The 21,345-nt window shown below is 42.8% G+C and carries 24 protein-coding genes and 1 pseudogene; 14 read left to right on the plus strand and 11 right to left on the minus strand.

The window, feature by feature from the left end; genetic code table 11:
* Positions 1–536, minus strand: a pseudogene (locus tag V7K36_RS13505) (hypothetical protein); the annotation flags it as partial.
* 290 nt (positions 537–826) lie between these two features.
* Here V7K36_RS13505 and V7K36_RS13510 point away from each other — a divergent pair.
* The 3 genes from V7K36_RS13510 to V7K36_RS13520 all read left to right on the plus strand — a co-directional run bounded on the left by V7K36_RS13510 (position 827) and on the right by V7K36_RS13520 (position 1,984).
* Positions 827–985 (plus strand): hypothetical protein, encoded by a 159-nt coding sequence (locus V7K36_RS13510; RefSeq protein WP_335116434.1) that lies wholly within the window; start codon positions 827–829, stop codon positions 983–985.
* A gap of 240 nt (positions 986–1,225) precedes the next feature.
* Positions 1,226–1,423 (plus strand): hypothetical protein, encoded by a 198-nt coding sequence (locus V7K36_RS13515; RefSeq protein WP_335116436.1) that lies wholly within the window; start codon positions 1,226–1,228, stop codon positions 1,421–1,423.
* 81 nt (positions 1,424–1,504) lie between these two features.
* Positions 1,505–1,984: a Tic20 family protein gene (locus tag V7K36_RS13520; protein WP_335116438.1), complete on the plus strand. Its 480-nt coding sequence runs from the start codon at positions 1,505–1,507 to the stop codon at positions 1,982–1,984.
* A 3-nt stretch (positions 1,985–1,987) separates the two neighbouring features.
* Here V7K36_RS13520 and V7K36_RS13525 read toward each other — a convergent pair whose 3' ends face one another.
* Positions 1,988–2,761 carry a fumarylacetoacetate hydrolase family protein gene (locus V7K36_RS13525; protein ID WP_335116440.1) on the minus strand — a complete coding sequence of 258 codons (774 nt, stop codon included), beginning with the start codon at positions 2,759–2,761 and terminating at the stop codon, positions 1,988–1,990.
* Positions 2,762–2,829: 68 nt separating this feature from the next.
* Entirely contained in the window at positions 2,830–2,964 is a 135-nt protein-coding gene (locus tag V7K36_RS13530; RefSeq protein ID WP_335116442.1) for a hypothetical protein, read from the minus strand.
* A 170-nt stretch (positions 2,965–3,134) separates the two neighbouring features.
* Here V7K36_RS13530 and rpsF point away from each other — a divergent pair, with 170 nt between their 5' ends.
* On the plus strand, positions 3,135–3,461 hold the full coding sequence (gene rpsF / locus V7K36_RS13535; RefSeq protein WP_334831418.1) for a 30S ribosomal protein S6: 327 nt from the start codon (positions 3,135–3,137) through the stop codon (positions 3,459–3,461).
* 212 nt (positions 3,462–3,673) lie between these two features.
* Positions 3,674–4,234: an Npun_F5560 family protein gene (locus V7K36_RS13540; RefSeq protein WP_334946330.1), complete on the plus strand. Its 561-nt coding sequence runs from the start codon at positions 3,674–3,676 to the stop codon at positions 4,232–4,234.
* Between the two features lie 480 nt (positions 4,235–4,714).
* Here V7K36_RS13540 and V7K36_RS13545 read toward each other — a convergent pair whose 3' ends face one another.
* Positions 4,715–5,068 (minus strand): STAS domain-containing protein, encoded by a 354-nt coding sequence (locus V7K36_RS13545; protein ID WP_334946331.1) that lies wholly within the window; start codon positions 5,066–5,068, stop codon positions 4,715–4,717.
* A gap of 494 nt (positions 5,069–5,562) precedes the next feature.
* On the opposite strand from V7K36_RS13545, the gene V7K36_RS13550 reads away from it, so the two are divergent.
* Positions 5,563–6,195, plus strand: a complete 633-nt coding sequence (locus V7K36_RS13550) for a DedA family protein (protein WP_335116444.1) — start codon at positions 5,563–5,565, stop codon at positions 6,193–6,195.
* A gap of 96 nt (positions 6,196–6,291) precedes the next feature.
* Here the strand turns inward: V7K36_RS13550 and V7K36_RS13555 are convergent, their stop codons facing one another.
* The 7 genes from V7K36_RS13555 to V7K36_RS13585 form a co-directional block, all read right to left on the minus strand.
* The gene (locus tag V7K36_RS13555; RefSeq protein WP_334946335.1) at positions 6,292–7,494 is read right to left on the minus strand and encodes an argininosuccinate synthase; all 1,203 of its coding nucleotides are present in this window, start codon (positions 7,492–7,494) and stop codon (positions 6,292–6,294) included.
* 137 nt (positions 7,495–7,631) lie between these two features.
* Positions 7,632–8,108, minus strand: coding sequence for a zinc ribbon domain-containing protein (locus V7K36_RS34110; RefSeq protein ID WP_442948462.1), 477 nt, complete (start codon positions 8,106–8,108; stop codon positions 7,632–7,634).
* A gap of 90 nt (positions 8,109–8,198) precedes the next feature.
* Positions 8,199–8,813, minus strand: a complete 615-nt coding sequence (locus V7K36_RS13565) for an RNA-guided endonuclease InsQ/TnpB family protein (protein ID WP_335116448.1) — start codon at positions 8,811–8,813, stop codon at positions 8,199–8,201.
* Positions 8,814–9,160: 347 nt separating this feature from the next.
* Positions 9,161–9,658 carry a PEP-CTERM sorting domain-containing protein gene (locus V7K36_RS13570; RefSeq protein ID WP_335116450.1) on the minus strand — a complete coding sequence of 166 codons (498 nt, stop codon included), beginning with the start codon at positions 9,656–9,658 and terminating at the stop codon, positions 9,161–9,163.
* Positions 9,659–9,880: 222 nt separating this feature from the next.
* The gene (locus V7K36_RS13575) at positions 9,881–11,791 is read right to left on the minus strand and encodes an alkaline phosphatase (protein WP_335116486.1); all 1,911 of its coding nucleotides are present in this window, start codon (positions 11,789–11,791) and stop codon (positions 9,881–9,883) included.
* A 77-nt stretch (positions 11,792–11,868) separates the two neighbouring features.
* Positions 11,869–12,105, minus strand: a complete 237-nt coding sequence (locus V7K36_RS13580) for a hypothetical protein (protein ID WP_335116452.1) — start codon at positions 12,103–12,105, stop codon at positions 11,869–11,871.
* Between the two features lie 276 nt (positions 12,106–12,381).
* On the minus strand, positions 12,382–12,834 hold the full coding sequence (locus V7K36_RS13585) for a cation transporter dimerization domain-containing protein (protein WP_335116454.1): 453 nt from the start codon (positions 12,832–12,834) through the stop codon (positions 12,382–12,384).
* Here V7K36_RS13585 and V7K36_RS13590 point away from each other — a divergent pair.
* The 8 genes from V7K36_RS13590 to V7K36_RS13625 all read left to right on the plus strand — a co-directional run bounded on the left by V7K36_RS13590 (position 12,820) and on the right by V7K36_RS13625 (position 20,607).
* Positions 12,820–13,140 (plus strand): hypothetical protein, encoded by a 321-nt coding sequence (locus V7K36_RS13590; RefSeq protein ID WP_335116456.1) that lies wholly within the window; start codon positions 12,820–12,822, stop codon positions 13,138–13,140. The two genes, V7K36_RS13585 and V7K36_RS13590, sit on opposite strands and share 15 nt — an antisense overlap.
* A gap of 400 nt (positions 13,141–13,540) precedes the next feature.
* Entirely contained in the window at positions 13,541–15,010 is a 1,470-nt protein-coding gene (gene ffh / locus V7K36_RS13595; RefSeq protein ID WP_335116458.1) for a signal recognition particle protein, read from the plus strand.
* Positions 15,011–15,197: 187 nt separating this feature from the next.
* Positions 15,198–15,458 (plus strand): 30S ribosomal protein S16, encoded by a 261-nt coding sequence (gene rpsP, locus V7K36_RS13600; RefSeq protein ID WP_012409382.1) that lies wholly within the window; start codon positions 15,198–15,200, stop codon positions 15,456–15,458.
* Positions 15,421–15,855, plus strand: a complete 435-nt coding sequence (locus V7K36_RS13605; RefSeq protein ID WP_334831398.1) for a KH domain-containing protein — start codon at positions 15,421–15,423, stop codon at positions 15,853–15,855. The genes rpsP and V7K36_RS13605 overlap by 38 nt, the downstream gene beginning before the upstream one ends.
* Positions 15,856–16,259: 404 nt before the next feature.
* Entirely contained in the window at positions 16,260–17,213 is a 954-nt protein-coding gene (locus V7K36_RS13610; protein WP_335116488.1) for a PhoH family protein, read from the plus strand.
* A 118-nt stretch (positions 17,214–17,331) separates the two neighbouring features.
* A complete protein-coding gene (locus tag V7K36_RS13615; protein WP_335116460.1) occupies positions 17,332–17,736 on the plus strand; it encodes a ChuX/HutX family heme-like substrate-binding protein in 405 nt (134 codons plus the stop codon).
* A gap of 161 nt (positions 17,737–17,897) precedes the next feature.
* Positions 17,898–18,698: a DUF6816 family protein gene (locus V7K36_RS13620; RefSeq protein ID WP_335116462.1), complete on the plus strand. Its 801-nt coding sequence runs from the start codon at positions 17,898–17,900 to the stop codon at positions 18,696–18,698.
* Positions 18,699–18,786: 88 nt separating this feature from the next.
* On the plus strand, positions 18,787–20,607 hold the full coding sequence (locus tag V7K36_RS13625; protein WP_335116464.1) for an ABC transporter ATP-binding protein: 1,821 nt from the start codon (positions 18,787–18,789) through the stop codon (positions 20,605–20,607).
* Positions 20,608–21,345 lie beyond the last annotated feature (738 nt).

Consider the following 21,345-nt stretch of genomic DNA (forward strand, 5'->3'; position numbering starts at 1 on the left):
TTGCTGTCTTTGGCAATTGTCAGTTCTGGGGAAACAGCGATCGCTTTATCTAAGCTAATTGCGGCTTCTGCTGCGGCAATAGATTCCAAGTTTCCAGAAACAGTATCTGGGTGATCAAGTGAATTTGATTCTACATTCTCCCCCTGCTCGCCTCGCTCCCCTTGCTCCCCTTGCTCCCCCTTTCTTTCCTGGGACAATACTTGAAGTTGAACACTGTACTGCCAAGATTTACCGAACAGATCCGACATCAAATCGCCGCAACAGCGCAACTCCCAAACTCCTGTGTGGAAGTAGGTAAAAGGAATTACCGCCATTAAGCCTTCTGAGTTAGTGCGACGCGATCGCTTTAAAATTCGCCGCGTTGGTTGAACTTCCTGGGTTGAAGAGTGAGTTACCCGCACTTCCACGTCTGTATTAGGAAGTTTAGAACGAGCCAAAACTCTATACTGCCCTTCCAAAATTTCCAAATTTGGAGATTCTAGGATATGCCACGAGCGAGCGCCTTGTTTCTGTATCAGAAATTGCCAGTGTTCCATTGTGAGTGATACCCAGACCAACGAGCCTGCCCAGTAATATTGTGTATTACCTTGCTTGCCAGTTTACCTCAGTATTTTGTAAATGCATCACTTAAATGGCTATCAAGTTAACTCAGTTTTACTTACCTTTTCCACATACCGTGAAAAGTCAGGTGTATTCCTATGAATACCGTTGGCTGCCTCTGCTCAACTCAGTGCGAATACTTTTGTATTATTTTTTACTAAAATTCCAATTTGCAATAGACACAACATACAATAAAGGACTTACGCATTGACAGAAGTAATTAAATATGAGTATTGATTCTCAGGCATTTAAGTTTGATTTTTTCACTATTAGCCTGCGATCGCTAGTGATAAGACAGCTAGTAGCCAATAGCCTGAAACAACGGATTTTCGTTGATACACATGATAGTCCTTTTGGACAGTGCGTAAGTCCTACAATAAATTAAGATTCGCTTGACAATTTTTATTGAATTGTGTTGTTCACATTTTTGTTACAAAGAGGTAGGATCTGGCTCTTAAGTGTCCTCTGCGATCGCCCATGCTGGGCGCAAAGCCCATCGCCAATCACAACACTTAACCGCGCCAAACGCATCCAATCTATCTGAAGCGGCTCTTTGAACCGCTACAATGCGTGTCCTCACCTAAGTGAAATGTGGGTGACAATGAGAATTTACAGGAGAGATTCGATGCTAGTCATTTTAATAGACGAGCAAATCCTTGCCCCTGAGCAAGTTTGCCAGTCTTGTTTACTGGCTGACCGAAGCGGTCAACCCCGTTGGCGTGGGGGTCAACTGCGCTGTGGTCAAGCCATTCACAAACTTACTCAACAGCAGCCAGACCAGTATGAGTGTATGATGGGCTTTCGCATCGCCCATATAGAATAGTTGAATTTATCAGCAAAACCAAGCAACTGCGTTATCCTAAGCTCAAGTAACTATAAAAATTTAACCACAGGAGAACGCATAATGTCTTGGCGTGGGTCTACAACGGTTTCAGATCGGATTTTTGCTTCCTTGCCTTATTTGCTGCCCCTAATTGATGGTTTAGTCTTTGGCAGCTTTTTGTTGAATCAGTTTCCAGCACTAAAAGTCTTGCTTTTACCGCTGCAACCAGTGCTAATAATTTACGGTAGTTTAGGACAATTTGGACAACTAATCGTGTTCTTTGCGTTGTTCCTATTGGTGGTAAGAAACGAAAAAATCAGTCACTTCATTCGTTTCAACACAATGCAGGCAATTCTTCTGGACATAGTTATATTTTTGTGTTCCATACTGGTGGGAGCTTTAGGAAAGGTTCCTGGTACTGGCTTTACAATAGAAACAGTAGCCAACACCATCTTTTTAGGCGTAGTGGCAGCAGTTGGATATTCAGTCATCCAGTCGTTGAGCGGACGTTATGCGGAAATTCCGGCGATTTCCGATGCAGTGTATATGCAAGTGCGTTAGAAGTTAACGGGTCACTACGGTGTTTTCCAGGCGACCAATGCCTTCAATTTCTACGCGGACGCGATCGCCTGGATGCAATGGACTTACACCCTCCGGCGTACCTGTAAGCACCAAATCACCAGGTAATAGCGTCATCACCTGACTGATATAGGAAACTAGAACATCGGGGGAAAACACCATCTGATCGATACAGGCAGATTGGACTGGATTGGTGTCGTCATTCAAAAAAGTCTGCAATCTCGCTCCTGGATTTAATTCCCGTACAATCCAAGGCCCCAAGGGACAGAAAGTATCAAAACCTTTGGCTCGCGTCCATTGACCATCCAGTTTTTGTAAATCCCGCGCTGTGACGTCATTAGCGATGGTGTAGCCCCAAATTTTGGTTTGGGCTACCTCTGGTGTACATTCAAAGGCGTAATCGCCAATCACTAATGCTAACTCTCCTTCGTAGTCAACTCTTTGTGACTGGGAAGGATATTTAATTTCTTTCTCAGACGGAATGATCGACGTGGGTGGCTTGAGAAAGATTAGTGGCTCAGAAGGTACTGGAGTTCCCATTTCGGCTGCATGGTCTGCATAATTTTTACCCACCGCCACAATTTTTGAGGGAGCGCAAGGAGCCAGAATTTGGTAATTTTCTGGTGTCAAAGTTAAATCAGTGGGTTCTCCTTGTAACCAGGGCGGAGCATCTAGCACCTGGACATTCAGGGATAGTTGGAGTAACCCATAATAAATCTGCCCTTCTTGATTTTGAATTCGCACATAGCGCTGCGCCATAACCTTGATCAATATCCTTTTTCTGCTTTTTTGTTGCTGTGAGCAGGTAGCAATCCTCAGTTAGCTATTTAGGGAACCGATTGAGCCTTGACCAAAATAGCGATCGCTATACATGCCCTTAAAGAAAGATACCCCTTGGCGAAGCTAATAGCTTGATCAATTTGCTGGCGATCTCCAAAAACTGGATTGTTACTTGGTGACACTCCTACACCTCTATATAAAACTTCGGCGATTTGACTAATAATTCAAATTGAAAACTGGTAAGATTATAATTCCTTGTTGCTTCAGATGTTGTTTAATACTGACATTTTGAATTAAAATAGGTATAAATTAACATCAGCAGCCATTTTTGCCCATAAGGAAACCGAAAAATATGACTACAAGTTACGAAACAATGTATATTCTCCGTCCTGACCTGGGAGACGAACAGGCAGAGCAAGCAATTACTAAATATCAGAATTTGCTTCGCGATCAAGGTGCCGAGGATATCCAAATTCAAAATCGTGGTAAGCGTCGTCTCGCTTATGAAATCAAAAAACACCGCGATGGCATCTACATCCAGTTAAATTACAATGCGCCTGCAACTGCGATCGCCCCCTTTGAACGCGCCATGCGCTTGAGTGAAGAAGTGATTCGCTACTTGACAGTTAAGCAGGATATCGAAGAGGAAAAACCCGCTAAAGTGGCTGCAACGGTCTAAGTGATAGGGAGCAGAGGAGCAGAGGAGCAGGAAAGCAGGGAGAATGGGAGAATGCCCAATGCCCAATGCCAATTCCATTCAGTAAAATTTTGTCTTTTTCTTTTCTCGTGACTTGTCTGGGAATGCTAAATTAACAAATACTTGCCAAAGGTAGTACTCCCGCAGTTATACCTAAGAGTGGACAAGATTCTGAATGGGAGCTGTAAGCTACTGTGAGCCAATCTGATACACCCAACATTCAAGTTCTCTCTACGGAAGTATCGCAGCTACGCCAAGAGTTGCAACTTCGCGATCAATTAGTGCAACAACTATCTCAAGAACTCTTCCGGTTGGTAAAGGGTAATACTAGTTTTATGCCCCAGCAGCCGGAGCTTGAGCAGGATATAACCCAGTTGCAGGCTTTACAAGAACAACTCCAAGCTGTGGAGCAGCAGGTGGCGTTCTACCAAGAACAAATTACAACTCGTGACTCCGAAATTTACCAATTGCGACAGTCAGTTCAAGAACTCACGGATCGCAGTCGGATGTTGGAGCAAGTAGTACAAGAGTTACCTCAAATTTACCGGCGCAAGTTTGAGGAGCGGATGACACCAGTCAGAGAAAAGGTAGCAATGCTACAACGGGAAAACCGCCAACTACAAGCAGAACTGCAAAGTGTGAGTTATCGTTTGGCACTTAAAACCCGCAATGCTAGTCATAGCGGCATTGATTTGCCAAATTTTCCCCGGCCAGCATCCGAACAAACTAACATTTCGACTCCCCAGAATGCCTAAAGTTGCCATCATGGTGGAATCGAAGAGGTAAGAAATTAGCGCGGAAAGGATCTTGGAGAAATCCAAGTAGTACATCAAGACAAAAATAACTATAGAGTTAGAAATAACGCAAAGGCTGAGATTCTTAACTTTCTTACCTCCTGCTTCCTTGCACTAGTTGCGTCGGACATAGAACAATTAGCTCAGAGTAATTTGAAAAGCCCTCTCTTTCATAGGCTGGGGAGTGTCACAAACAATTGCATTGCTTTGACCAATTTTGGAGATATCCTACTTTACTGGTTTAAGTAGATTGGCTTTCAATAAGCAGATACATTCATCTGCCATTGATATTACCTAGCTCAAAACCATGACTTTTTCTCAGTATTCTTCTCTAGACAGAAAAGAAAATCAGCCTGCTAGCACCAGACTGTTATCTTTGAGAATGTGAAAAAATGCAAAGATTGCTGGACTCCACCATCCTTCTATAGGTAGATTTATTAATTAGGCTGCTAGCACCAGACCGTTATCTTTGACGATGGGAAAAATATCTTCGTAAGTGTGAAAAATTTCAAACACTGAATCTAATTGGGTAAGTTCCAAAATTAACCGTACAGGAGCTTGCACGTTGCATAAAACCAAGCGGCAACCACTCTGACGTGCAGCTTTCAACCCTTTTACTAAAGGCACTAACCCAGAACTGTCCATGAAATTAACTTCTGTTAGATCGATAACCCAGAGTTGATGAGCTTGGGGCACTACTCCAGCCATCTGTTCACTCAAAACCTTACCGCCTTGCAAATCTATGCTTCCTTGGGGTTTAAACAAAATCACTTGAAATTCTTGTGTGAGAGTCATGAATTTAACAGGGTAATTGGAACACTTGACAAAAAATTGAAAAAAGACATCAATACCTCTTCTCCTTCAATAGCAAAATGGCTGTTTTACCCTGATATTTGGGCAATTGCAGTCGTGCAATTGAGAGCGATTATTTCAGTATTCATGCCGTATAATTTGTGATAACTTTTATCAATATAGGCATAATCGCCTAACAATTTCGGTATCAACCGTATCTTTTACAAGATTTTCATAATTTTCCGGGATATTTATAAATATTCTATAAATTTTTTATTTTTTTTTAAAAAAATATGAAATTGTGGTAGGAATGCCTAAAAATTGCCTAGTTAATAGTCGAAAATCAATATATACCATAGACTATAAGTTATGGATTATTCAGAATAATAACTAATGATAATGACTTAATCATTGAATGTAGTGGTTTGATTGACACCCCACTCAAAAACAAGCAAAAATATAGTAAAAGTGAAAATTTGTAAACACGGTGGTGCGGGATGTCTTTAGAGTTGATTTCACTAGAAAATATCCAGGAAGTCGCCCACAGTTACGGCTATTGGGCAATTTTTTTGGGTATTTTGCTAGAAAATTTAGGCATTCCCCTTCCTGGTGAAACCGTAACCTTAGTAGGCGGGTTTCTAGCTGGTAGCGATGAACTAAATTTCTGGCTGGTTCTCGGTGATGCAATTATGGGTGCTGTCATTGGCGGCACTTGTGGCTATTGGGTTGGTAGAGTTAGCGGTTGGACTTTCCTGGTAAAAGTTGGTAGTATACTTCGGATTTCGGAAGTACGGCTACTGAAAATTAAAGATCAATTTACTCAAAACGCTGCTAAAGCGGTATTTTTTGGACGTTTTCTGGCATTGTTGCGAGTTTTTGCTGCACCACTAGCTGGTATAGCCGAAATGCCCTTCGGAAAATTCTTTTTATACAACTTGTTAGGAGCAGTTGCTTGGGCTAGTTTGATGGTGACATTGGCTTTTTTTGCTGGCAAAATTATCTCTTTAGAACAATTGGTTGCTTGGGTGGGTCAATTTGCGATCGCAGCCTTACTGATCCTCGCTGCCTTAATTGTTGTCCCCCTGTGGTTAGAGTCTCGCCAAGTTAAGGAAATGAGTAATGAGGAGTGAGGAGTAAAGTGAAAAGTTATTTCTTTTAACTTTCACTTTTTGTACTTTGCATTTTTAACTCCTAACTCCTTGTACAGACGCGATTAATCGCGTCTCCTAACCTCGAACTTGCTGCGACCAAATGCGAGTCGGTAGTCCCCAAACGTAGATAAAGCCTTCAGCAGCTTTGTGATCAAATTTGTCTTCGGCTCCGTAAGTTGCCAAATCGGGAGTATAAAGGGAATGATCGCTCGAACGCCCAACAATCGTAGAGTTACCCTTGAACAACTTCACTCGTACAGTTCCAGAGACTCGCTCTTGTGTTTTTTGAATAAAGGCATCCAGTGCAACTTTTAGTGGACTGTACCACAAACCGTTGTAAACGATTTGGCTATAAGTTTCTTCAATCCCACGCTTGTAATGGGTAACATCTGCTGTTAATGTCAGGCTTTCTAAATCCCTATGTGCCTGAATTAAAACTAACATCGCGGGTGATTCGTAGATTTCCCGCGATTTGATCCCCACCAAACGGTTTTCAATCATATCGATCCGTCCGATGCCGTGATTTCCTACCACCTGATTGAGTTGTTCAATTAGCTCAACTGGCTTTTTAGCTATACCGTTGAGGGTTGTGGGAATGCCACCGTGGAAACCAATTTCGATGTACTCTGGCTCGTTGGGAGTGTGGGCGATCGCTTTGGTCATCTCATAGATTTCTTCTGGTGGCTCAAATGAGGGATCTTCGAGTAAACCAGCTTCAATGCTACGACCGAGCAAATTCTTGTCAATGCTGTAAGGAGAAGATTTTTTGACTGGTGAGGGGATACCAAAGTTTTCACCATAGGCGATGGTTTCCTCGCGGCTCATCCCCCATTCTCTGGCTGGTGCGAGGATCTTCAGGTTGGGATTCAGGGCGGTTACAGAGACATCAAAGCGAACCTGATCGTTACCTTTGCCGGTGCAACCGTGAGCGATCGCATCAGCACCATATTTTTCAGCCGTTTCTACTAATACTTTAGCAATCAGTGGACGAGCAAGGGCAGTTCCTAGAGGATAACGATTTTCATAGAGAGCGTTGGCTTGAATCGCTCCAAAGGCGTAATCTTTAACGAAGCTGTCTTTGACATCCGCCACTAGGGATTCACTTGCACCCGATTTCAGAGCTTTTTCTCGAATTGGCTCTAATTCATCTCCCTGACCCAAATCTGCTGCTAGGGTAATCACCTCTTCCACACCCCACTCCTGTTTGAGGTAGGGGATGCAAACTGAGGTATCCACTCCACCAGAATATGCCAGGACAACCTTTTTGGCGCGACCCATTAATTTCTCCAGTTAGGAAAACAAAGAATGAGTCATTATTATATCTGAACTAATCCATGTATATTTTCTTGATGCAACAACCTATAGGCAGATTGTCAGCAAACTCAGACAGTTAGTAACTTTATGGACAAATATCCTTAAGCAACTTTTCCCGGCATTACTCGGAATGGGTAAACTGCAATACCCGCTATCCCTAGACCAAAGACCGCTGGGACTACCTTTCTTGTAATATTGAGGCTGGCATTAATATCTGCATGGATGAGCTTCCCATCAGCAGATTTGTACCAAGCCCTCTTAATCCGCTTCCCACTAAATATGTGCTTTTGACCTTTTTTATAAACCGGAATTGGGTCTGAATCCAAGAACGATGAAGCTGAAGTATAGCTTTCTTCATTAATCAAAACGGCAATCCCTACCAATTCAGCTTTGTATTGCAACTGCTCGATAAACCGAGCATGAGGAATACTAACGAAGTTGAGGCAGTGCGTTGCGGGGGTTCCCCCCGTTGTAGCAACTGCCGTCTGATTTGTGGTACTGCCGAGATTAATTTCTTGCTTCCATTGGTCGTTCTTACCAATGACAAGCGTCCCAATACGCTGAGTAACTATAGGAATCCGATTTGATTTCTGAAAACATACTGAGACTGAAAATCCCGTTTGATCAGGGTTTTATCCGAAATCTTGTTCAAAAATCAGATATGAGTCCTATAGATGGTTAATAATCCAGCGACTAGCGTTGTGTAGATAATTATCAACTTGATTGTTACGCTTAGACGCTAAGGCATTAATACGTTTAGAAGTTTTAGCATTGCCTTTGAGTTGAGACTGGAGACTTGCCTTGACTTTATTGTATTGTTGGTTAATTGACTTTAACGGTCGTCCATTAACAAGTACTGGTTTAAACCCAAGCTTATTTGAAGTTAACGCCGCTAAATTATCTAACCCAATATCAATACCTGCCACCAAGTCGGGGTTCAGTTCTTCTGGTGTTACCTCTTTGTTGTATACAATTTCAATCACATATTGTCCAGATTTGGGAATTATTCTTGCTTCCAAAACTTCAGCCACCGATGTAGGGAAATCAATACTGGTTTGAGATAATTTAATCAATCCCTTTTTCAGAGCTTTTTTGGATATCGCCCCAAGTTCATAAATTACTAAATTGCGCCCCTTGGTTTTATCTTTATATTTTGGTAGTTTTGGACGACCACGAAATTTGGATGGATTTTCGTTATATGCAATCTGTGCCTCAAAAAATGATTTCCAATTTCGATGCAAAACCATCAACATTTGATTACTTATCTTTCTTGGCAGTGCCATGTAAGACTCATGCTGTTTTACCAGATAAAATATAGCCGCATTATTTAGGTATTTCCCCTCATTGATGAAACCACTGCCTTACCAAATAATTCGCATAGTTATAGAGGTTTTTTGAACGCCATGCTAAATCATCTATTTCTTTGTAAAATTGATGACCGATTTTAATAATATGGCGCTCTACTAATCTCATTGCTTAATCACATGTTTTCTAGTGGTTATTTTACCATGATTGGGTATATATGAGCCTAAAACCATTGAGTATTTACAACACCACAATCTATATAATCTAAATTGTGGTTAACTCTCATCTAAATTTGCCGATAGAGCTACATAGCCCTACTTAATCATTAGTGAACAGACCTAGAAGATGCTGTCTTTTTCGCTAAGAACAAACCCAACCCAAACACAGACAATCCAAGCATAAAACTTGGCTCTGGGACACTGGTGTAAGTGACGGTTTGAACACCCGCAGCAGTGGAATCATTCAGATCGATAAAACTATCACGGTAGATATTAAAAATGCTAGGTGTAAAATTCAAGCCCAATCCCGCTTGGTTCAAAATTGTTCCCGAAAAGTCGGTTAAAACTGACGCTAAATGATCATCTGCTTCAGTGTATGACTGGCCACCATAGGTAGCAAAAATCTTTAACCCTTCTGCGATCGTTACTTGTTGATCCTCTGCTGCTGCTTGGTCAAAGGAAAAAGTGCCTGTGAGAGTTTTATTCTCGTTAGAGAAATTATAAGTGAGTTGTGTTGCTTGAACGGGCATAGTTTCGCCTACCGCAAAAATCAGAGCAGTTCCCACCGTTATAGCTGCTAACTTCTTAAAGATGGAGTCAGTCATTTTTTTACCTTGATTTAAGAACAGATACAAAAATATCGAAATAGTTTTATGAAACAGAGACGTGGTAACACACGTCTCTGCAACACAAAGTTTTTCTAGTCAGTGTTCAGTGAAGCGGTGTATTACAGCATGAATTCAAGTATTTGAACCACATCTGTCGTAGGGGCATAGCAATGCTGTGCCCTTACTACGTGGTCTACTTACCTGAAAATAGTTGTAAGTTCAGGGACTGACGATCGCAGTTTTCATAGCCTGGAAGATATGACTCTGATCAACTACTCCTCGAACACCGGGCGCACTGTAAGTACCAGAGCTATCTGTAAACTTGAGCTTTTCTCCGAAGGATCGAGTCAGAGTTGATGAATAAGCACCCTGGTAGTAAACAGGTACAATCCGTCGGCTATGGTTGCCCCAGAGGTACTTGTAATTTGGATCAGCTCCCCAGAAGTGACCAGCATCTTTAGGGTTGTGCTTGTTGAAGGTGATGTCCTTAGCGTTATACTTCAAGCCTCTAGCCAGATTAGGATCAGGATTGGGAGTTAGCTTTGAAACAAAGTCATTATTCAGAGTCAGGTAGTGGTCATGGTCAGCAGTAACAAGTAGCAGGTTCTTACTCCAACCACCATGATTATTTACCCAACTAATCACCTGCTGAACTGCTTTATCAAAATCATTCATGGTACCGATGAGGTTATCCATGTTGTTGTCATGAGCAGCCCAGTCTACATCACCTCCCTCAACCATCAGCCAGAAACCATCTTTGTCTTTACCTAGAACCTTTAGAGCTGCTTTGGTTAAATCAGCTAAAGTTGGATTTTCGTTAATTTCTTTAGCGATAAAGCTGGCATCGGTTTCCCCAGGAGCCAGAGGACGCACAGTATCGGGTGCAGGAGCATTAGGAGCGATGGGATTACCTGCTGCATCAATGACAGGAACACAATCCGCAATGGTACCAGTAATTATCTTACCTGATGGACAGGGAGTTACAGCCTTGACAACAGAGCTATAAAGTGTGAAGTTACCCAGACCTGTGCTGCTGTAGTCACCTTTAGAGGAACTGGTAGGAATGTTGCCATCTTGTCCACGGGCACCATACAGACCAAATAATTTGCCTCCTTTATTCGGGTCGATTTTAGCAGCCGTGTTTAGCAGTGTCTTAGTTGCATTCGGACCACGTTCCAAAAAGGTATAGCCGTAACGATTGGACGTAGGATTTTTCTTCAAATGCTGGTAGGTGTCTTCTATAATATACGTATATTTAAAGATACCATCGACTGTACTTGTACTGGCTTGATTTTCAAAATCTTTGGGATGACCGCCACCCAACAAGACATTAGGCTGAAAGTTTAGCAATGTCTGTTGCAGAATACTGTCTTGGTTGCTCTTGGTAGGGTCGTATTTACTATCGTATTTGCTGCGACGATTTACAAAAGAAGCGGCAGCACCAGGCGTTGCGTGGCTAATGGGTACGGAAGTAACTAGTCCTGTAGACTTACCTTTTTCTTTGGCAATTTCCAGGATGGTTTTCAACTTTTTCTCGTAAATGTCTACACCCATCGCGTTGTTAAAGCTCTTTACGCCCGTATAAAGAGTCGTAGCGGTGTTAGCAGAGTCGGGATAACTGTGTTTGATGTACTCTTTGTCATAAGTACCAGGATTAGCAGGGGTCAGAGGAATCCAGGGAACAGGGCCGCCCTTACTAGGGTCGTAACCTGTCAAATTACCATCTGCCAAACTGTTGCCATCAAATCGATCGCCTGGATTAAAAGGAGTAGGCTGGAATGAGAAGTTGGGACGAACAGGACTTGCACCTGTGAATGTATCAGACCCATCCAGAGCAGAGTTAGTTGTTAGGTGGGGCTGACCTGTTGGGTTGGCTGGTGTATTTCCCTGAATCGTTGTGCCATAGGTGGTCACTAGTCCATATCCAGTTAGCTTTTGGAAGCTCAGACCTGAGCCTTTACCACTAGTGTAAAAGGGGGCGCCTTTGGCAACGGCTGCGGCCCGTGCCAGATTCCAACCCATACCATCGCCAATCATGATAATTACATTAATTCCATTACCAGCCGCCATAGTGGGCTGAAAAACAGAATTACCAAATATCAGCAGAACGGTAGAGAGAAAGCCAACCATAGTCAAGGCTAGCCATCGCTTGTACTTTCGCAAAAGTGAAATCATTTCAGTGCGCCTTAAAGTTAATTTGTTAGCCATTAATACTGATAAAAATTGGGTTCTAGATGAGTAGCACTGAAGTCTGAGTTCGTAGCAGTTACATCTAGCTGAGTAGAGGGTGTGGTATGACTCTGGTTAGAGGCAGTTGCTGGTTGTTGATTCGATGTTCCGAAGAACAACACGACTGCCAGAAACAGACCAGATATGAACCAAACTAGTGTGCGTTTGTACTGTTTCAGTAATGAAATCATTTGGAATTTGGGAATTAAAGTCATGATTGAGTAAACCTCCTAGTAAATAACCAATTGGAAATCGTAATAATGCCAATAAGCATCATGTTTAAATATTGATTTTAGGAAATATAATAAAAAGACAAAAGGATTTTTGTGTTTGATAGTGACATTAACTAAAAAACAATAATTCTTGCTATTACACTCTGGTGGAAGTTTGTCTACATTTAACAAGTTGCTCATATAGAGGCAATTCATGAATTGCCCCTAATTGTCTAGTTAATTGAGATAGTATTTACGCATTTAGCTATTATTTTGCTTTTAATTCGTTTTATTCGCAGACAACATTAAAACTATATCTTGGTTAAATAAAGGATGAATTGGCATTAATGAAGGTTTTCTACAGCTAGTTAGCTGCAAAGTTATTTCAGCAATATTAAAGTTTTTTTGGAGGTGAGCTTGCAGCTTAGTGAGTAAGCGATCGCGTTCTTGGGTTGTTGCACATTCAACTGTCAAATTAGCGCAAAGTATTACCTTATTTGAGCTAATTGTCCAGATATGAAGTTTTTCTACTTGGACAACACCAGGAAAAGATTTGAGAGATATTTCCACCTCAATGGGGTCAATTGATTCCGGTGCATACTCCAAAAAAATCTTCAGGGTTTCTTGGACTAGGGGTAAAGCACTTAAACCAGTAAAAGTTGCAACTACTAAACTAATAGCGACATCTGCCCACCACCAATCCCAAAGATGAACGCAATGGGTGTTACTCAACCTGCATTGTCAGCTAACCCAGTTTGGACAGCTTCAGGGACGATAACCAGCTTGGAGGCTGGCTGGGGAACAGATGTTCTAGGAGTCAATACCACAGCATCCGTTATTGTTAATCCGGCGGGCTGCCCAGGTTTTTATGCCGGTTATCACACTAGCCCAACTGACCCAGGACATACACTGTATCACGATATGTTACGAGATGCTTTCTGGCACAACTGGCCAGTTCAGCTATTAATCAGTGGTCAGCCAGGTGATTGTTCCCAAGGCAACCCAAGAATAATTTCGGTTCACATAGCAAGACCGTAGTCGGTATTGCTTCCGAAATGACAAAATAGGCTAGGATGCAGACAAAATAAGCCTCATAGCCCACATATTAACATTAGACATCTCCGAAAATGACGTAGGGACAATTCATGTAGCTTTAGCTTCCCGCAGGGTATTGTCCCTACCAAGGATTTCGGGCAAGGCAGAATTAATTTTCGGAGATGTCTATTGAGTAGGGGTGTACATCTGTGCGCCCCTACCTTATTAAAATGAAAATTGACCCAATGCCCCATGCCCTATGCCCAATAAAGTATATGGTTGCTACAGTCGGAGTGAAAAATACTAAGCTGGTAAATAGCACATTTAAACTTTAGCGGAAATTCGCGATCGCATTCATCGGCGGTTTAAAATTCCCCATTGGCGAACTACCTGTAATTACATTATGTTTGATGCATTATCTGACCGTTTAGAATCCGCCTGGAAGAAACTGCGGGGACAGGACAAAATTTCTCAATCCAACATTCAAGATGCATTGCGCGAAGTCCGCCGCGCCTTGTTGGAGGCAGATGTCAATCTCCAGGTAGTCAAAGATTTTATTAGCGAAGTCGAAGCCAAAGCACAGGGATCTGAGGTGATTACCGGCGTGCGACCTGACCAACAGTTTATCAAAATTGTTCACGATGAACTGGTGCAGGTGATGGGAGAAGAAAATGTCCCCATAGCAGAAGCCCAGGAAAAGCCTACTATTATTCTCATGGCTGGGTTGCAAGGTACTGGTAAAACCACAGCTACCGCTAAGTTAGCCTTACATCTGCGAAAATTAGATCGTAGCTGCTTATTGGTGGCGACAGACGTATATCGCCCAGCAGCGATCGACCAGTTGGTAACGTTGGGTAAGCAAATTGACGTACCAGTATTTGAACTAGGAAGCGACGCCGATCCCGTAGAAATTGCTCGACAGGGTGTAGAACGCGGTCGGGCAGAGGGTGTAAACACAGTAATTATTGATACTGCTGGACGCCTGCAAATTGACGAAGAAATGATGGCGGAATTAGCCCGCATCAAAGCAACTGTCCAACCCCATGAAACTCTGTTGGTGGTGGACGCGATGACTGGTCAAGAGGCAGCCAATCTTACCCGCACCTTCCATGAGAAGATCGGAATTACTGGGGCGATTCTCACCAAGTTGGATGGTGATAGCCGTGGTGGTGCAGCGCTTTCGGTGCGAAAGATTTCGGGAGCGCCGATTAAATTTGTGGGCGTGGGTGAGAAAGTCGAGGCACTGCAACCGTTTTATCCCGATCGCATGGCATCGCGGATTCTCGGTATGGGTGATGTGCTAACCCTGGTAGAAAAAGCCCAAGAAGAGTTTGACTTAGCAGATGCGGAGAAAATGCAGGAGAAAATCTTGTCAGCAAAGTTTGACTTTACTGACTTTCTCAAGCAGTTGCGGATGCTGAAGAACATGGGATCTCTGGGAGGCTTGATCAAGATGATTCCAGGGATGAATAAGCTCTCAGACGATCAACTCAAGCAGGGAGAAACGCAGCTGAAGCGCTGTGAGGCGATGATTAACTCCATGACTCGCCAAGAACGCCACGACCCCGATTTATTAGCCAGTTCTCCCAGTCGGCGGCGGCGGATTGCGGGTGGCTGCGGCTATAGAGAGTCCGATGTCAGTAAACTGGTGGGTGATTTCCAAAAAATGCGATCGCTCATGCAGCAAATGGGTCAAGGTGGCTTCCCTGGAATGCCGGGAATGTTCGGCGGTGGTGGTAGCGGCATGGGTAATGCCTTCGCAGGTGCAGGCGATCGCCCGGCAGCCCCCGGATGGCGAGGTTATGGTGGTGGTGCCCCAGCCACCAAAAAGAAAAAGAAGGAGAAAAAGAAAAAAGGCTTTGGCAATCTTTAGTCAAGAGTCATTAACTAAGGACAAATAGCAGCAAATGCTAGGCAGTGCTAAAATTAGCATTTCGACCTCAGAATTTATAAGCAGAGGAAACTGACCCGCAATTTCTCGGCAGCAGCCAGATTTCGGTTACTTCCTCGCCAACTAGTTGCTAACTAATATCTAACAACAGGAGAATGATTCTTCAACCATGATCAAACTGCGCTTAAAGCGATTCGGTAAAAAGCGGGAAGCAAGTTACCGCATTGTCGCCATTAACAACCTCGCTCGCCGCGATGGCCGTCCCCTAGAAGAGTTAGGATTTTATAACCCCAGAACCGATGAAGTGCGACTAGACGTTCCTGGTATCGTCAAGCGGCTGCAACAAGGCGCTCAACCCACTGACACCGTACGTCGCATTCTAGTAAAAGCTAATGTTTTTGAACAGGTCAGTGCAACAGCCGCATCATAATTTTGGAACAAAATTCCCAACAGCTAGTCCCAATTATGTTGGGCTGGTTAGGTTTTTGGTGCAGCCGTTTTTGGAATTTCCAGAGACTTTAAGCGTCGATTGTGAAGTTTCTCAGGCCCTCAACCGGGTCTGGGTTCGCATCGCCTTTGAAAGCACAGATAAAGGGAAAGTGTTTGGTCGAGGGGGACGCAATATTCAGGCGATTCGTACAGTAATTGCCGCAGCAGCCGCTACTGCTGGGCAATCAGCATACCTGGATATCTACGGCAGCACCACGCCGGGCCGCGAGGGTATGTCTTTTGATGAAGACACAGAAGAGCGATCGCCACCGCCAACTAGGAGAGAACCGCGTGGAAATGATGGGCCTAAACCTATTGTTAAACCCCGCCTCCGCTAGGTTGAAACTAGAGAGCAAATCTGAGCGGTTGTCGTTACCTCCGCTCAGAATTTTTGTAAAGATGGAAAGTGAAATCGGCGAATAGAATAGCGCCTCCGGCACGCTGACGCGAACGCGGCTACACAAACTCTCGTCCACCTCCGCGGACTAAGGAAACAAGGGGCTTAAGCCCCTTGTCTAGAACCCAGGTCGGTGGGTAAAGCTTCGTCTAGACGAGCCAGTGCGTTGGGCGGCGAGCCACTCTTGTTGCATCTGGCGTGCGGTTTCTAACCGCCCTTTTAACTACAGCCGATTAATTTGTTGCAAATATTTTTCCAAAATGTAAGTAAAAAAGCGTAATTTCGCCGTTAGCGAGAAAATATTAACCTTTGTCAAACACAGATCCTCACGAATTAACAAATACTATGGCAGGTGCTTTAACAATTCAGCTGCCGAATATTCCCAGTGCGATTGCTCTTGCGGGAGATGGAGAAGAAAATCTCAAAATCCTATCTCGGCAAACAGGAGCCATTTTAGTGTTACGCGGACAGGAATTACTGATTTCTGGTACCGAAGGGCAAATTGATCTGGCTTCTCGATTAGTGCGATCGCTTGAAAACCTCTGGATTAAAGGCAATACTATTTCCAGTGCCGATATTTTAACAGCCCGTCAAGCCATAGATAGCGATCGGCAAGGAGAACTGCAAGATTTACAGCGAGATGTCCTCGCCAAAAGTCGCCGAGGTGAAGAAGTCCGCGCCAAAACCTTCCGCCAGCGTCAATATATCGACGCACTGCGTAGACGTGATCTCACTTTTGGCGTTGGTCCTGCTGGTACTGGTAAGACTTATCTCGCTGTTGTTGTCGCCGTGCAAGCACTCCTTGCTAACCAGTTTGAAAAACTAATTTTAACTCGCCCTGCCGTCGAAGCCGGTGAAAAACTCGGTTTTTTGCCTGGAGATTTACAGCAGAAAGTTAATCCCTATCTTCGCCCACTTTACGATGCTATTTATGAATTCATCGACCCAGAAAAAGTACCCAGTTTGATGGAACGCGGTGTGATTGAAGTCGCACCACTCGCCTATATGCGGGGACGCACTCTCAATAACGCCTTTGTAATTGTGGATGAAGCTCAAAATACTACACCCGCTCAGATGAAAATGGTTTTAACTCGTTTGGGTTTCCGTTCACGGATGGTGATTACAGGCGATATGACACAAACTGATTTACCACTTCACCAGCAATCGGGTTTAGGAGTGGCTTTACAAATTCTAAAACACGTTGAAGGCATTGCCTTTTGCGAATTTTCCCAAAAAGATGTCGTGCGCCATCCTTTAGTTCAGCGCATTGTCGCTGCTTATGAGCAATACGAAAAATAGTCATTAGTCATTGGTCATTGGTCATTAGTAAAAAACTAATAAATGACATAGACGCACCAGCTGCTTCCCGCAGGGTAGGATAAACGACAAAGGACAAATAACAAAGGACAAATAATAAATGACCACAACCTTAAAAGAATTTTTAGCAGCTTGCGAGACTTTAGGAACTTTGCGTTTAATTGTTACTAGCAGTGCTGCTGTATTAGAAGCACGAGGTAAGGTAGAAAAGTTATTTTATGCAGAATTGCCCAAAGGTAAGTACGCGAATATGCACACCGAAGGCTTTGAGTTTCATTTGAATATGGATAAAATTATTCAGGTGAAATTTGAAACTGGTGAAGCGAAGAGGGGTAATTTTACAACCTATGCTATTCGGTTTTTAGATGAGAAACAAGAGGCTGCTTTAAGCCTATTTTTGCAATGGGGTAAACCGGGAGAATATGAACCAGGACAAGTGGAAGCTTGGCAAGCTTTACGGGAGCAATATGGGGAAGTTTGGCAACCTTTACCAGCAGAGATTTAAGGCGCAAATAAACTGAATCTATACAAATAAAAGTAAAGCTCTTTGATTATCTTGTAGTAAGCGCTTTAGCGCTAAAGCACTTACTACAAACTTTTAATTTTTTACAAAAACTTACTTAATTTTTAATCGATAATAATATAACGCTAAATACAAAACTACTGATGCTTGTAATGAAGGTAATTTGGAGTTTTTGCTTGCTGGTTTTATTCCTCCTGTGGACTGGCGAAGCTCTTGCAGGAGAGTTGTCTGAACGGTTAGCAAATTTTCCCCAATGGGAAAAATTAACTTCAGTACAACCGGCTTCGGGTGATTTGGTTTACCCTGAATGGATGGCTGGTTCTTGGCAAATTACAAGTACTTTGGTAGATTTGGTTGCGCCTTTAGCACCAGATATCGTAACTCCAGGGTTTGAAGGTAATCGCCGACAATTAAATCAGCCTATGAGTTTTGTAGTAAGATTTGTGAAAGAGCAACCATCTATTACTGGGTTAAAAATATTCCCTAAGATAGATAACAAATCCCCAATTTTAGTAGCTGATAGAGCCTTTAATAGCTTGAATTTGGCAAGGGCTTATTTAGGGGATGAAGCAGTGTTATTAGTCAAAGTAGATCCAGATTCACCTAATCGTCAAATTACGTTCTTGCGTAGCAGTCGCCAACTAGTTTCCATTGTGACTGCACGGGCGATAGAAACTACCCCTGACGGTAAGTTCATCACCACAGAAGTGTTTCAACAACTGTTCAAAGGCGGTTCACGCCCCTATTTAAACTCTGTAGAATCTACCACCGCTTACCATAAACTTCCAACAGCTAATCCGGCGATTGAGGCAGATCAAATTACTGCTGTCTATCTTTCACCACAAGATCCAGATTACTTTAAAGCTGGTTCTCGACCAGTTGCCCTCTATCGCTATCGCCTAGAATTTGTCCCCGTACAAATGCCTACTACTCCAAAGAAATAATTTAAACCTATAGCCCTTGACTACTTTGTAGTACGATCGTAACATATAAATTCCAAGTTTACGATCGCGCTCTTGGACGGTGTGCATCATGGCCAAATTTCAAGATATTGTCAATTACTTTCGCTCTGACTGGAAGCTGAGTCTTTTCAGTATTACAACATCCAGCATTTACGAGATTATTGATTTGGTTGTCCCTTATGCGATCGGGCAGATTCTAAACGTTTTGTCTGCTCAACCGTTGGATAAACCACTTCAAAGTGCGATCGCTACTGTTTCTGACATCACCAATTACCCAGTTAATAAATCTCTATCTTTGGGTGTATTAGTGGGTTTAATTTTCGTTGTCACCGTAGTGAGAGCGCCAACACAGCCTTGGTTAACCCATTGGTTTCATTGGGGTATATCCTTAAGGTTGCGTCGCCAGAAAGCCCAAACAGCCATAGAAAAAATTCTGACTCTCCCACTGGAATTTTATGATCAAAATAACCCCGGACGCATTGCTGGAAGAATAGCTAGAGGTCTAACTAACCACACCTATACGTATCCCGAAATTGCCGGACAGTTGATTCCTAGACTAGCTCGTGTACTGGGAATTTTCGTGTTTATCTTGCTCATTGAGTGGCGAATTGCGATTTTATATCTGATTTCCTTTGTAGTTATTCTTAGCTTGAGCTTGAGAAATTTACAGCGGATAATTTGGCACGAAACTCTTCTGGATAAATATTCAGAAGATACGGAAAGCCGCAATTCTGAACTGATCACCAACATCAAAACGGTGAAAGCTTTTGCTACAGAAGCTAACGAACTGAAACGGCAAAAGCTACGTTTGGATCGTGAACTAATGGTGGTTGAGTATCGCGTCCACAAAAGTTATGTGAGACTGGCCACTTGGCAAAGGACTGTAATTCAGTTTTGTGTGTTTACTATCCTGGGTTTGACTCTAGCAGCAACAGTAGATGGAAGGATTTCTCTTGGTCACTTTATCATGACCTTAACTCTTTCTAGCATGGCTTATGCCGAATTAGAACCTATTAGCATTTTGGCAGAAGTTTTTGCCCGTCGTTATTCTTCTATGCTGCGATTTCATGAATTTCTCCAAGAGCCAACTACACCTGATTCAGCTAGTCTTTTAGAAGAGAGCAACCAGACAGAATCACCTTATAAATTTACTGGAAAAGTTGAGTTGTCGCACGTCAGTTTTGGATATGATGCCAACCGTAAAGTTTTGCAAGATATTAACTTGTTGATTGAGCCATACCAAACAGTGGCATTAGTGGGACGTTCCGGTTCTGGTAAGTCTACTTTAGTGAAATTGCTGTTGCGATATTTTGAACCTCAAGAAGGTAAAATTCTGATTGATGGTCAAGATATTCGCACTTTGAATGTGGGTAAATATAGACGGAGATTAGCGATCGTTCACCAAGAAGTAGACGTTTTTAACGGTACTATATTGGATAACCTCACCTACGGTAGAACGAATGCTACTTTGGAGCAGGTTCACCAAGCCTGTAAAATCGCCAGAGTTGATGAAGTAGTGCAGCACTTACCCCAAGGTTATTACACCGTCGTGGGGGAACGAGGTGTCAGGTTATCTGGAGGACAAAGACAACGCTTGGGAATTGCTAGGGCGTTGCTAGTAGAACCAGACGTACTAATTTTTGACGAAGCGACCTCTAGTTTAGATTATGAGTCTGAGCGTTCAATTCAGCTAGCGATGCGATCAATTCAGGGCACTTGCACCACCATCGTCATTGCCCACCGTCTAAGCACAGTGCGGGAAGCCGATAAAATTGTGGTTCTGGAGCAAGGAAAGATTGTAGAAGTGGGTAGCCACAATGAACTCTTGCGTCACGAGGGCATTTACCGCCGCTTGCACTCCCTGCAAGAAACAGGAGAACTCCTGAGTTAGGCGATATAAACATTTTGGATTTTGGATTTTGGATTTTGGATTTTGGATTTTGGATTGACTCCATGAATGAATCCGTTTGATTAAATCGACCTTATTGTTAACGTGAGTTCGATGAACCTCTCCCTCCCAACCTCCCTCTCCGAAACGGAAAGGGAGGAGCAATGAAAAATTAGGCTTTTAGCTCCCCTTTCCGCGTCGGAGAGGGGCTGGGGGAGAGGTCAAAAAAGATTTGTCGAACTCACGTTATTGTTAATAAGGTCGATTTTTTTTCCAATTGTACCCAACAGTATTACATTCTCTCTTCAAATTACTTTTTCAGCAACGCTACTAAATCATTCTAATAAAGGAAACCAAGGTATTTTACTCCACGTTTCCATAGGAATTTCATCTTTTTCCAACTCGATCATAAAATGAGGCTGAATCTGAACAAAAACTTCCTCAGACTCCGCCTCATCAGGATCAAACAATTGTATTATTCGGCAACTATACCTTTTTAAATCATCATCAAATTTACTACAAAAATAGGTAGGAAGAGGCTACCATAGGCAGCTTCTTAATAATCATTATTATAAATTACTGGATATTTAATTTTTTGGAAGTCCTAATTAGAAGTAGTTATTCTCACCTAAGTACGAGGAATTAGCTCTTTCTTACAGTGGTACTTGAGAAATTACAGAACTAAGTACAGCATTTAACTAATTCGTAGCGAATTAAATTTGGCAAGACTCTGTGTACCTT

The organism is Nostoc sp. (assembly GCF_036919555.1).
Classification (GTDB): Bacteria; Cyanobacteriota; Cyanobacteriia; order Cyanobacteriales; family Nostocaceae; genus Nostoc.